Below are 12,580 nucleotides of genomic sequence, written 5' to 3' on the forward strand. Positions count from 1 at the left end.
GCGTTTCTTCATGTACTACAACCGCACCAGGCTCCACAGCTACAACAACTACCTGTCGCCAATAGCTATGGAGCAAAAAGCGGCATAAGCACCGTAAACGGTGTCCGGGATTGCTTGACCAGTTCAGTGGCGTGCGCCTTCAGATCGTTTTTACTTTCAGCACCGCCATCGCGAGCAGGCTCGCTCCCACAGGGGATTGGTGGTGGACGCAGCAGTTGTGTACGGCGGACATCCCTGTGGGAGCCGGGCTTGCCCGCGATGGCGTCGGTGAGTACACCGCCAAAACCGACCATCATTCCCATCGATAACCACCATCGCCGCGAATGCCTTCCGCAAAAATTTCGTCAGCGTAGGATCAATCCCATCAAGCCATCACCCCAATCCGGAGGGGCCCATCATGTTGATTCATCTCCTGACCTGCCTGGCCCTGACGGCCGTCACGCTGAGCATTTTTTCCTGGCTCATCTTGTCCGAGGAGCAACCGTCATGATCCACTCCGTCACCCTCTCCGTGAGCTTTCCGGTGTTTGGCAATAACTACTATTCCCAGCAAGTGGCATCGCGCAAAGTGTTCGCGCTGGTGTTCGACAAACAGTTTGAAGACCTGCTGATGCCGGCCGCCGCCAATCACTTCAGTAACGAAGTGGTCGGCCTGAACGACCAGTTCCGCTTTCTCAACGACGTGCTGGCCGATCATCTGCTCAACCGCGCTACCACCGCGCAAGCGGCACGGCCTTCGCAGCAGGCGCAGCGGATAGTGGGCTGATCGTTCAGGGTCGGCCCGGTGTAGCCCGATCGACGCGCTGATGCGCGCCTGGGTGCTCAGATCGTGCTCAGATTCATCCTGCGGCCCTTTCCCGGAACCCCTTCATGCAATGCTGACTGGATCACCGAATACACTCTATTGGCCTCTGCGGTGGTGATCGACCTCGAACAATTGCGCAACACCACACGCAGCAGCACGCTCTCCTGGCCCGGCAGTATGCCCAGCCGTTCAATTGCATGAGGTGGCAACTGGGTATATTTCCAGCGATTCTTGAGCTGTACCTCCTCAATCCAGCCAGAGCACTTGCCGGCAGCCAGGCAAATGCGTTCGGTCAACACCTCCTCACTCAGCCCTGGCGTGACCCCCAGCGAAACATCCCGGGCAATCGCCGGCGAACGTGACACGGCGACCCACGGCTTGAGGTCGTGCATCTGCGCCTGCACTTGCTCGTTCTGGTCGCGCAACAGGCGAATATCCGCGATGCCCTTGCGCAACATGGTCAGGCGATCCAGGCCCATGCCTGCAGCCAATCCGCTGTGGCGCAGCGGATCGATATCCAGTCGCTGCATTAACGATTTGGCAATGAGACCGCACTCCAGAACCTCGACCGGAATGCGCTCATTCAACACGCTTACTTCGATTCCACCCTCGGTGTAATGATGCCGACTGTCGGTGAAGATCCAGGATTTTTCCGGTACCGCCGATTGCATGACATCGTCGACCAGGCGCAGCAGATGTTCTCGAGTCGACAACGACGGATCGCCCAACACCCAGATGTCCATCTGGTGCGGCTGCGCACAATGCCAGCGATCGCGACTGTCGCGCCGGAACGTGATCCCCGGTGCGGCCAGCAGGATGGTTTCCCCCGGTTGGCGCAATGCCGCCACTCGCTGCAGCGCGGTAGGAATCTGGCTGGTGGTTTGCGTGCGCAGCAGCGAGAACTCATCCACCCAGCAGGTGTGCGCACTGCCGAGCCTGACTTCTGCGGGCTCGTAACCGAGCAGACCGTAATTATCTTCGGCAGAGACAATCCTCGGACCGGTCAACTCCTGCGCCACGGGCCAGCCCTTCGCCGCCAGCCCCCCGAGGACCTCGTCGACCAGCAGTCGCACGGCGTGGTCGGGGCTACCTTTTTCGGTCAGATCGACCTGGGTCAGGGCTTGGTGGACGGCGGCATACGCCAGGAATTTCTTGGGTGCTTGCACTAGGTGATCCTCTATCGACAGTTGTCCCCGGCCTCCTCTGAACAATGAAGCCTGCGGGTTAACGTAACGACACGAGGTGACCTGTCACAACCGAAAAAAGCGCAAAAAAGCATTTTCAGAATGGCGCTACAGACGCGTCCTACCGACGAGGTCCTGCTGACCGCCCCCCCTGGAGCGGGCTTGCTCCGGGCGGCGTTCCGACGAAGAGGCCGGCACATCCAACATCAACATCGCCTGCCCCACCACTCATCACATCACCTGATTGCGCCCATTATGCTTGGCCCGGTACAGCGCATCGTCAGCACGGACCAACAGGCTGTCGAGGGTGTCGTCGGGCTGGGCCAAGGCGGTACCGAATGACGCCGTGATGGTGTCCAGCAGCTTGCCATCGCCGCGGGTCTTGATGCGCAGGGACTGGATCTTCAGCCGCAATTGCTCTGCGAAGGCCCGGGCGGTGGCGTGGTCGGGGCACTGTTCCAGCACCACGCAGAACTCTTCGCCGCCATATCGCGCGGCATGGGCATGGGCCGGCAAGGCGTTGCGCAGGGTTTGCGCGACATGCTGCAGCACCCGGTCGCCCAAGGGGTGACCATATTGGTCGTTGAACTGCTTGAAGTGGTCAATATCCAGGATTACCAACGCGAACCCTTGCGATGGCCTGGCCAACGCCTGTTCCAGAACGTGCGTGAGCGCTGCGCGGTTGAGCAGTTCGGTCAGGCCGTCGAGGGTCGCAGCCAGTTGTGCGCGCTGGAGCTTGTCGCGCAGGCTCTTGATCTCGTCCTGGGCGCTGTGCAGCTGGGACAGGAAGCGCTCCTGCTGACTCTGCATCAGCCGGGTACTTTGCTGCAGTTCGCTGAGGATATCCGGCAAGCGCTCGTCGGCGGGCGCCTCGAGCATGTCCAGGCAGTGACCCAGACTGGTCTGGAAACTGCGATTACCCTCCACACTGCGCGACACGTTTCGCGCCATGTCATCGACCAGATTGATGGCCTGCTGTTGACCCGCCCGTGCCACTTCCAGCTCGTCACGGATGATGTAGTCGCGAAACAGCTTCGAGGCAGACTCCGGCGGAAACTGCGGGAAGTCCTCCAGCACCTTGTCCAGCTGGCGGTTGAGCTCCGGCACCTGGCCTTTGCTGTAGGTGTACCAAAGCGCGTAGTGCACCGGGTTAGGCGGGATATTGTGACGAACCATCAGGGGGACGGCCTGCTTGAGCAGCGCCGCAGCTTCGCGGGAGTCTTCCGGGTACAGCGCTAGAACAGTCGCTCGCGTCTCTGATTGGCTCATAACGTCACTGTAGTTATTCATCATTGGCAAATAGAAAACCCCCGGAGCATAACCGTCCGTCCGAAGCACGCATAGCCACTGGCCATAATTCACTGCGAAAAAAAGACGGGTTTACCCTGGCGCCGTACACCCCAACAAGGGCTAGGCTTTTCCAGTGAATCGGATTGCTCAACGGCTGCGCTTTCCCAGCCGCCGCGCACATCAACCATGACAAGCGCGGGCCAGGTCTGCTAAAACGTTTCATCTGCGCATCAGCCAATCCAGACGGGGTAGCGACATGACCACTGCACATATCCTTGACCACCTGTTCCCTGAAGCCGGCAGCATCCCGGAGAAATACCGCCTTGGGGGGCAGACCGAACAACGTGAATACCTGGTCGACGGCGAACTGAAAACCTGGAACGGCCCCCTCGCCCAAGTGCGAAGCCCGGTGTACCTGAGCAGCGATCAGGGCGACCAGCAGGTGATCCTGGGCAGCACGCCGCTGCTGGATGCCGAGACCGCGTTGACCGCCCTCGACGCCGCCGTGCGCGCCTACGACCGGGGCCAGGGTTTGTGGCCGACCATGCGCGTGGCCGAGCGCATCCAGCACGTTGAGACCTTTCTGCGGCACATGCGCGAACAGCGCGAGGCGGTGGTCAAGTTGCTGATGTGGGAAATCGGCAAAAACCTCAAGGACTCGGAAAAAGAGTTCGACCGCACTTGCGACTACATCGTCGATACCATCAATGCGCTCAAGGAGCTCGATCGACGCTCCAGCCGGTTCGAGCTGGAACAGGACACCCTCGGGCAGATCCGGCGTGTACCGCTGGGCGTGGCGTTGTGCATGGGGCCTTACAACTACCCCCTGAACGAAACTTTCACCACGCTGATTCCGGCCCTGATCATGGGCAACACCGTGGTGTTCAAACCGGCCAAGCTTGGCGTGCTGTTGATCCGTCCATTGCTGGAGGCGTTCCGCGACAGCTTCCCGGCCGGGGTGATCAACGTGATCTACGGCAGCGGTCGCGAAACCGTCAGCGCGCTGATGGCCAGCGGCAAGATCGACATCTTCGCGTTTATCGGCACCAACAAGGCCGCCAGTGACCTGAAAAAACTCCACCCCAAACCGCACCGCTTGCGTGCGGCCCTGGGCCTGGATGCAAAGAACCCCGGCATCGTCCTGCCGGAAGTGGATCTGGATAACGCCGTCAACGAAGCCGTGACCGGTTCGCTGTCGTTCAACGGCCAACGCTGCACCGCGCTGAAGATTCTGTTCGTCCATGAAGACGTGGTCGATGCCTTCATCGAGAAGTTCAACGCCAAACTTGCCACCCTTAAACCCGGAATGCCGTGGGAAAACGGCGTGTCCCTCACCCCCCTGCCGGAAGCGAGCAAGGTCGATTACCTGCACGCCCTGGTGGCCGATGCGCAGAGCAAAGGTGCCAGCGTGGTCAATCCCAACGGCGGTGAAACCCGCGCGTCCTTCTTCTACCCGGCGGTGTTGTACCCGGTGACGCCGCAGATGCGTGTCTACCAGGAAGAACAGTTCGGGCCGGTGGTGCCGATCGTGCCGTACCGTCATCTGGATACGGTGATCGACTACGTGCTGGAATCGGATTTCGGCCAGCAGCTGAGCATCTTCGGCACCAACCCGGTGGCGGTGGGCCGGCTGGTCGACACCTTTGCCAACCAGGTCGGCCGGATCAACCTCAATGCCCAGTGCCAGAGGGGACCGGACACCTACCCGTTCAACGGTCGCAAGAATTCTGCAGAAGGCACGTTGTCGGTGCATGATGCCCTGCGGGTGTTTTCGATCCGCACACTGGTGGCGACCAAGTTCCAGGAAAACAACAAGGAACTCATCAGCGAGATCATCAGCGGGCGCAATTCAAGCTTCCTGACGACCGACTACATCTTCTGAGGACAGCCGATCTGACCCTATTCAGAACGCACCGACTGCCACCCCTGCTGCGCCGGTTACTGCGTCCGTTGCTGGACCCGTACCGGCGTTACCAACACGCCAGGCTGATCCATGCGGTGCGGGTTTCGCTCGGGCTGCTGGCGTCGATCCTGCTCACCACCGGCATCAACCTGCCCCATGGCGAGTGGGCGTCGGTGACCATGCTGGTGGTGATCGGGGGCTTGCAGCATCACGGCAACATCGGCAAAAAAGCCGCCGAGCGCGCCGTCGGCACACTGGTCGGTGCCACTATCGGCCTGCTATTGGTGCTGCAGCAGAGCTGGCTGGGAATGCCGTGGCTGACCTATTTCGCGATGTCGGTGGTCTGCGGTTTTTTCTCCTACCACGCCATCGGCAAAGGCGGTTACACCGCACTGCTGGCGGGCATCACTGTATTTATCGTCGCTGGCCATGGGGACAACCCGGTCAGCGATGGCTTGTGGCGCGGGGTCGACATCCTCATCGGGATTGCCCTGGCGCTGGCGTTTTCCTTCGCCCTGCCGCTGTACGCGGTGTTCTCCTGGCGCTACAACCTGGCCGACGCCCTGCGCGACTGCGCGACCCTCTACGGGCGCATCATCAACGGCCAGTCGGTCACGGACGACGAGCACCATCGACTCATGGGCCGGTTGAACAACGTGATGGTGCAACTGCGCTCGCTGATGCCCTCGGTGTCCAAGGAAGTGAAGGTTTCCATGACCGAACTCGACGCCCTGCAGCGCAACCTGCGCATGTGCGTGTCGACCCTGGAAATACTTGCCAACACCCGCCCCGAGGCCAGTGATCCAGCTGCCATGGGCCAGTTGCAAGCCCTGTTGAAAGCCGAGCACCGGCTGATTCGAGTGCAGCTGGTGGGCATGGCCCGGGCACTGAAAACCGGCACATACCAGCGTCTCAACCGGCCTGTAGAGCCGACGCCAGCCCCCAGCCTGGGCGCGCCGGTGTACAGCGCGCTGGACGGTAACCGGTTACTGATTTTGCAGCTGCTGGCCAACGTCGACCAGATGCGCCAACGCCTGGCGAAGACAGCGCCGCGGTGGAGTATCTGACCTACTGCGCCACCCGATGACGCAATACCGGGCCCCACCCCTGCTGCATACCCGCCGCCGCCAGCAGAATCGCGGCGACGCCAATCCACTGCAGCATTTGCAGTTGATGACCAAAGGCAAACCAATCGACAAAGATCGCCGCAATCGGATAGATAAAGGACAACGCCCCGGTCAACGCCGTGGGTAATTTCTGAATCGCCCCATACAGCAACACATACATCACCCCGGTATGAACAATGCCCAGCGTCACCAGGCTGGCCCAGGCACTCGGCGCTTGCGGCAGCGCGGAAAAATGCGCAAACGGCGCCAGCAGCAGAACCCCGGTACAGACCTGGATCAACGCGATCAAATGCGGCGCAGTACCGGTCAGGCGCTTGATGATCAAGGCGGCGATGGCATACAGAAACGCCGCGCCCAACGCCAGCGCGATGCCCACCAGGTAGTCATCGCCACTCTCGCCCTGAGTGCCGTGGGCACTGACAATCGCCAGCATCCCCATGAACGAAATGCCCAGCCAGAACAGTTTCTGCAGGGTAATTTTTTCGTTGAGGAACACCGCCGCCAGCCCCACCAGCATGAACGGCTGGACGTTGTACACCGCCGTACCGATGGCAATCGATGCCCGGGAATAGGACGCAAACAGCAGCACCCAGTTGCCGACAATCGCCACGCCGCTAAGCACCGCCAGCAGGAACGTGGTGCGAGTCAACAGGCCGGGACGCAGGAAACCAAAGGCCGCGCAGATCAGCAGCAAGGTGCCGGCACCAAACACACAACGCCAGAACACCACGTCCAGCACCGGCTGCCCGGACACCAGTACAAACCAGCCGATGGTGCCGGAAATAAGCATGGCGGCGGTCATCTCGAATGACCCGCGACGGATTGATTTGTCCATCATGTGACTCCTGTAATTGAAGCCAGATTATGCCCATCAGCTGCCCGGCGCCTCCATAGAAAAAAGCAGGCTAGAATCCCCATCTACCTTTTTTACAAAGGTGAATCTGGTTATCGACCTAACGGAGGGTTTGCCATGACCGACGACATCGACCAGGTGCTGATCAAGGCCCTCATGGAAGACTCGCGACGCTCGCTCAAGGCCCTGGCAGGTATCAGCGGCCTGTCCTCGCCCAGCGTGGCCGAGCGCTTGCGCCGCCTCGAAGAACGCGGCGTGCTCAAAGGTTACACCGTCGAGATCGACCCCAAGTGCTTCGGTTATCAGCTGCAGGCCATCGTGCGCATCCGTCCGCTGCCAGGGCAATTGCAGGAAGTGGAACGGCAGATCCAGGCGATCCCCGAATTCACCGAGTGCGACAAGGTCACCGGCGACGATTGTTTCATCGCCCGCCTGCATGTGCGCTCGATGGAACAGCTGGACACCCTGCTCGACCGCCTCAACACCCATGCCGAAACCAACACCGCAATCGTGAAAAAGACCCCGGTAAAACGCCGACTGCCGCCGATGGAATGAGTGATATTTTGTTGCGAAACACGTAGATTGGATGTTTTCCAGCTAAGGATTGGCAGCATGAAAATTCAGGTCATGGCATTGGCAGCGCTGATGCTCGGGGGTTGCGGTACGGTCCAGACGGTGGTGCGCGGCGACGAAGTAGCCTCCCGGGTTCTCAAGGAACAGCAGAGCTATTGCGGCGCAGTCCCGCGTATCTACAGCGGCGTGATCTTCGACTTCTGCTACCTCAATGCCCCGCTCGAAAGAGGCCGCGAAGCCAATACGCCTACCACTGCGCCGGCCATCGTCCTGGTCGATGTGTTGCTGTCCGGCGTGATGGACACCCTGGTGCTCCCTTACACGGTCTACCGGCAACAGGCCGACGGCAGCATTATGGTCGCCCGGTAACCGGGATTGCAGGCAATAAAAAACCCGCCGAGGCGGGTTTTTTATTAGAGCCTGCAATCAATCATCGCGGCTCATGATGCCGAACAGCTGCAACAAGCTGACGAACAGGTTGTAGATCGATACATACAGGCTGATGGTAGCCATGATGTAGTTACGCTCGCCGCCGTGAATGATGGCGCTGGTCTGGAACAGAATGCAGACCGAGGAGAACAGCACAAAACCGGCGCTGATCGCCAGCTGCAGGCCGCTGATCTGGAAGAAGAAGCTGGCAACCACCGCGCCCAGCAACACGAAGAAACCGGCAGTGATGAAACCACTGAGGAAACTCATGTCCTTGCGCGAGATCAGCACATAAGCCGACAGGCCGCCGAACACCAGCGCGGTCATTGCGAAGGCCGAGCTGACCACTTCCGCACCGCCCTGCATGCCCAGGTAGCGATTGAGGATCGGGCCGAGCAGGAAACCCATGAAACCGGTCAGGGCAAACGCCGACACCAGGCCCCACGCGGAATCACGGAGTTTGTTGGTCAGGAAGAAAAGGCCGTAGAAACCGATCAACACCACGAAGATGTTCGGGTAGCCGACACGCATCTGCTGGGCGACATAGGCCATCACGCCGCTGAATGCGAGAGTGAGGGCGAGTAGGCCGTAAGTGTTGCGCAGGACGCGGCTAACCTCTAGCTGCTCAGCCTGCACGCTGTTATTAACTGCGTAATCCTGTTCGCGCATGGCGACACTCCTGTTGGTTTGAAACGTTCAGTCGCAAAGATCATAACAGACGCCTTGTAACAAGCTACTCAGAGAGTTTGACAGTGTGTTTCATTCAGGTATTATGGCGCCCGCAACGCAAACGGAGGTGTGGCCGAGTGGTTTAAGGCAACGGTCTTGAAAACCGTCGACTGTAACAGGTCCATGAGTTCGAATCCCATCGCCTCCGCCATATTTGTACCGACAAAGCCCTGATTATTCAGGGCTTTGTCGTTTCTGGGGTTTGGGCTCCATCTGCTGTGCGCGCGCGAATTCTTGCACTTGTTCCCCCAACTCCTCCCCTCCTGCGCTCCCCCCAAATGCGCCCTTCAGTTCCCATCAATTCATCGACCGAAGCCATTCCGACGCATCAAAAAATTTGAACCGCTTTTGTACACGCTCGCCTAATGATCAGCTTGTGAACATTTGCACAGGCAATGTGCCAATACCGGCATACTCCGAGAGGTGGTCAACGTGGCTAAAGACGAGAAAAAAAGCAAAGGTGACGCTTCCAAAGCCAGCAAGGAATTGAAAGACAAAAAGTCATCACCGGCCAAGAAATCAGCGGCGGCTTCGGCGCTTTCGAAATCTTCCGACAAGAAAGACAAGAAAACAGAGGCCGAGCCGAAAAAATCTGCAAAAAAGGCTGATAGCAAGCCAGAGAAGGCCAAGAAAGCTGATAGCAAGCCAGAAAAGGCCAAGAAATCAGAGAAGTCAGACAAGCCGGCAAAAAAGAACAAGTGACATCTGCTGTCAGCTAGGGCGTTACGCCCTAGCCTCCTCAGGCCGCCGGTAACCCGGGGCTCAAGGAAGCCGCTTCACACGGGCTACGCGCTGACCGACACCAAATCGTTGAACGCGTCGACATCCAGCGGTCGACTCAGGTAATACCCCTGTCCTTCATCGCATGACACCGCCTTGAGCAGTTTGAGGTGCTCGGCAGTTTCAATGCCCTCCGCAGTGACCGTCAGCGACAGTGCGCGCCCCAAGCCAACGATCGCGCGGATAATGGCCTTGTCATCCTCACTTTCATCCAGCCGGTTCAAAAAGCTGCGGTCAATTTTGAGGCCGTCGAACGGGAATGCCCGCAGGTAACTCAGCGAGGAGTACCCCGTGCCGAAATCGTCCATGGAAATCCGCACGCCCAGGCGCTTGAGCGTGCGCATCACTTCCAGTGCGCCAGAAGCATCTTCAAGCATCACACTTTCGGTAATTTCCAGTTCTACCCGACCGGGGTCTATGCCGGAATCCTTGAGTGCCTTCTGAATGCGCTCGACCAGATTGCCGCGCTTGAACTCGGTAGACGACAGGTTGACTGATACGAACAAATGCTCCGGCCACAGGACCGCGCAATGGCAGGCGGTGTCGAGCACCCAGTTGCTCAAGGACAGAATCAACCCCGACTCCTCGGCAATGGGAATAAAGACATCCGGGGGTACCAGCCCACGCTCGGGATGCTGCCAGCGCACCAGCGCCTCCGCACCCACCATCTGCCCGTCGGCGATCCGATAGCGTGGTTGAAAATGCAGTTTCAGTTCGCCGTGCTTGATCGCGAACCGCAGATCGTTTTCCAGGCGCCTGCGCTCGATGATCCTGGTGTTCATTTCGCCTGCGTAAAAGCGCCAGGTATTGCGGCCTGCGGCCTTGGCCTCATACAGCGCGATATCGGCATAGCGCAGCAGTTCGGCCGCCTCGCATGCATCGTTTGGCGCCATGGCGATGCCGATGCTGGCACTGACGAACACCTCCTGATCGCCCACCAGCACCGGCCCTTCGATGGATTCGATAAGGCGCTGACAGAGCGCTTCCACTTCGTCCTGGGAACTGACATCGGTGAGAATCAGCACGAACTCGTCACCGCCGACCCGAGCCACCAGGTCCCCGTTGCGTATGCAGTCTGCCAGGCGGGTCGAGACTTCATTAAGCACAAAGTCGCCTGCCGCGTGCCCGAGCAAGTCATTCACCGGTTTGAATCGATCCAGGTCCAGGCTGAGCATCACCAGCGGTTGCTCCGCCGTCGGCACGGCCTTGAGCTTGCCGTCGAGGAACTCTTGCAGGCGTGTCCTGTTAGGTAATCCGGTCAAGGCGTCATGCTGGGAAAGGAATTCGATACGGCGGCGGGCTTCGACCTCCTCGGTGACGTCCGTGGCCGTACCGCGAAAGCCCTGGCCCGCCATATCCCGCGCAGACAGACGGGTGATGCGCTGGCGCCCTTGGCTGTCGACGAAATAGCAGAGGATGCTGATGTCCGGACGGCGATTCGGGATGCTCAGCCACTGAGTCAACGTCCCCAATTCCGTGCTGAGCAGGGCATTGATGGATTCACCGATCCAGGTGCTTCCAGAGAGGCCGGTCACTGCATCAAAGCGATCCGACAAATAGGTGAAACGCCCGCCCCTGTCGATTTCCCACACCCAATCCGAGCTGGCTTCGACCACATCGCGAAACCGTGCTTCGCTGGTGGCGAGCGCATCCTGGCTGCTTTTAAGCGTGGAGAAACTGGCATCCAGCACCCGTGCACCGGCGGTGGTGCGCCGCAGGATGGCCCAGGTCATCAGGCACACCAGCAGCGCCGAGAGGCCGATCAATGGCAACCCTACCGCCAGCAAGCGCGCGCCCGGGGTAGATGGACGCCAGTGCAGGCTGCCCGCCGAACCGTCGTCACCTAACGCAAACACCGATGTCGCTTCGTCCGGTGTGGCGACTCGTAGCTGATTGATGCCGAACTCTTCGCCCATCTTCGCCAGTTTGGCATCGGTAAAAACATCCACGAAGATCAACACCGACGGTGGCCTGCCATCAGGCACCACGGTCGGATCAGTGCCCGGCGTGATGGCTGCTGCCGCCACCAAGGCCGGCACTCCGGCGATATTGACGAATGTCGTCGTAGCTGTTTCCGTCTCCGCGCCCGCTCGGGCCTCGGCAAGAATTCCTGGCAGGGCCTGATGCAACCACTCGCCGGCGGCGACGGACTGCAGTTCACCCTCGATCACTGAATAAACAGTGTGATCCACCGCATCAACGACAAACAAACCCTGGAAACCGAAATCCGAATACAGGGTCGGCCCGACGTTTTGTCGCACGAAGGCCCAGTCCGGATCGACTTTGACATGCAGATGCCGGTAGGCATCGCCCCAGAAGGCGTAGTCCTTCACGGTTGTGCGCAGGGACTTTTCCAGCGCTTGCACAGCCTTGCGGGTGTAGAAGGCACTTTCGACTTCTTCGTTCCGATCCAGGTCACGTGCCAGGTAAATGAGCGAGCAGCTGGCCAGGACGAATACCCCCGCCAGCAAGCCGACAAACTTGAACAGCGAGCCACGGGCCAGCGCTACGCTTGAGCGGTTGGACGATGCGCAGGTGACAGCAGGTAGATTGTTGGGCATAGGTTCACGCTATTCGTTGAGGCAACCTTGCCTTAAAGCAAGTTATCGGCCGCTGTCAAAAAATAGTGAGTACCCGGGTCACTACCGCTCGTCACCGATGAGCGAGCAAGCTCGCTACAAGGGCCGGGGTGTACGCGGGGTTTACAGGCTAAAACCGAAACGCCACCCCGTTGGTCACGTTGATCGCATCCCCCGGATAGAAATTCGCCGAGTCATTGCCCCTGGCGTCATACGCCGTATTCGCCGCCGTGGCATAACGCTCATTGGTCTGGTTGCGCGCGTCGAGAAATTCGCTGGTATTGGTCCCGGTGGTGTAGTCGATTTGCGTCAAAGGTGTAGGTGGTCTT

General features: G+C 59.5%; 12 protein-coding genes and 1 tRNA gene. 7 read left to right on the forward strand and 6 right to left on the reverse strand.

All coding sequences use genetic code 11. From position 1 onward, the window contains the following. Positions 1-486: 486 nt before the first annotated feature. Positions 487-765: a hypothetical protein gene (locus IMW75_RS22080; protein ID WP_205893764.1), complete on the forward strand. Its 279-nt coding sequence runs from the start codon at positions 487-489 to the stop codon at positions 763-765. Positions 766-821: 56 nt separating this feature from the next. Here IMW75_RS22080 and srmL read toward each other — a convergent pair whose 3' ends face one another. Further along, positions 822-1,970 carry a PheS-related mystery ligase SrmL gene (gene srmL / locus IMW75_RS22085; protein ID WP_205893765.1) on the reverse strand — a complete coding sequence of 383 codons (1,149 nt, stop codon included), beginning with the start codon at positions 1,968-1,970 and terminating at the stop codon, positions 822-824. Between the two features lie 249 nt (positions 1,971-2,219). Beyond that, on the reverse strand, positions 2,220-3,257 hold the full coding sequence (locus IMW75_RS22090) for a GGDEF domain-containing protein (RefSeq protein ID WP_082069110.1): 1,038 nt from the start codon (positions 3,255-3,257) through the stop codon (positions 2,220-2,222). A gap of 277 nt (positions 3,258-3,534) precedes the next feature. Between IMW75_RS22090 and IMW75_RS22095 the strand changes: the two genes are divergently transcribed. Both IMW75_RS22095 and IMW75_RS22100 read left to right on the forward strand, forming a co-directional pair. After that, positions 3,535-5,160: an NADP-dependent glyceraldehyde-3-phosphate dehydrogenase gene (locus IMW75_RS22095; protein WP_205893766.1), complete on the forward strand. Its 1,626-nt coding sequence runs from the start codon at positions 3,535-3,537 to the stop codon at positions 5,158-5,160. Between the two features lie 44 nt (positions 5,161-5,204). Next, the gene (locus IMW75_RS22100; RefSeq protein ID WP_205893789.1) at positions 5,205-6,248 is read left to right on the forward strand and encodes an FUSC family protein; all 1,044 of its coding nucleotides are present in this window, start codon (positions 5,205-5,207) and stop codon (positions 6,246-6,248) included. A gap of 1 nt (position 6,249) precedes the next feature. Here the strand turns inward: IMW75_RS22100 and IMW75_RS22105 are convergent, their stop codons facing one another. Further along, positions 6,250-7,143 carry a DMT family transporter gene (locus tag IMW75_RS22105; RefSeq protein WP_205893767.1) on the reverse strand — a complete coding sequence of 298 codons (894 nt, stop codon included), beginning with the start codon at positions 7,141-7,143 and terminating at the stop codon, positions 6,250-6,252. A 135-nt stretch (positions 7,144-7,278) separates the two neighbouring features. Between IMW75_RS22105 and IMW75_RS22110 the strand changes: the two genes are divergently transcribed. Both IMW75_RS22110 and IMW75_RS22115 read left to right on the forward strand, forming a co-directional pair. Next, on the forward strand, positions 7,279-7,716 hold the full coding sequence (locus IMW75_RS22110) for an Lrp/AsnC family transcriptional regulator (protein WP_045057639.1): 438 nt from the start codon (positions 7,279-7,281) through the stop codon (positions 7,714-7,716). A gap of 57 nt (positions 7,717-7,773) precedes the next feature. Then, on the forward strand, positions 7,774-8,103 hold the full coding sequence (locus IMW75_RS22115; RefSeq protein ID WP_045057638.1) for a YceK/YidQ family lipoprotein: 330 nt from the start codon (positions 7,774-7,776) through the stop codon (positions 8,101-8,103). Positions 8,104-8,160: 57 nt separating this feature from the next. On the opposite strand, the gene IMW75_RS22120 is transcribed toward IMW75_RS22115, so the two are convergent. Continuing rightward, positions 8,161-8,832 (reverse strand): Bax inhibitor-1/YccA family protein, encoded by a 672-nt coding sequence (locus IMW75_RS22120; RefSeq protein ID WP_045057637.1) that lies wholly within the window; start codon positions 8,830-8,832, stop codon positions 8,161-8,163. Between the two features lie 123 nt (positions 8,833-8,955). Between IMW75_RS22120 and IMW75_RS22125 the strand changes: the two genes are divergently transcribed. Next, positions 8,956-9,043, forward strand: a tRNA-Ser gene (locus IMW75_RS22125). 272 nt (positions 9,044-9,315) lie between these two features. Next, on the forward strand, positions 9,316-9,594 hold the full coding sequence (locus IMW75_RS22130; protein WP_045057849.1) for a hypothetical protein: 279 nt from the start codon (positions 9,316-9,318) through the stop codon (positions 9,592-9,594). An 83-nt stretch (positions 9,595-9,677) separates the two neighbouring features. Here IMW75_RS22130 and IMW75_RS22135 read toward each other — a convergent pair whose 3' ends face one another. Together IMW75_RS22135 and IMW75_RS22140 are read right to left on the reverse strand one after the other, a co-directional pair. Then, positions 9,678-12,233, reverse strand: coding sequence for a bifunctional diguanylate cyclase/phosphodiesterase (locus IMW75_RS22135; protein WP_205893768.1), 2,556 nt, complete (start codon positions 12,231-12,233; stop codon positions 9,678-9,680). A 148-nt stretch (positions 12,234-12,381) separates the two neighbouring features. Next, entirely contained in the window at positions 12,382-12,564 is a 183-nt protein-coding gene (locus IMW75_RS22140) for a hypothetical protein (RefSeq protein WP_045057847.1), read from the reverse strand. Between the last annotated feature and the right edge of the window lie 16 nt (positions 12,565-12,580).

It is taken from the genome of Pseudomonas gregormendelii (assembly GCF_017114825.1).
Taxonomy (GTDB): domain Bacteria; phylum Pseudomonadota; class Gammaproteobacteria; order Pseudomonadales; family Pseudomonadaceae; genus Aquipseudomonas; species Aquipseudomonas gregormendelii.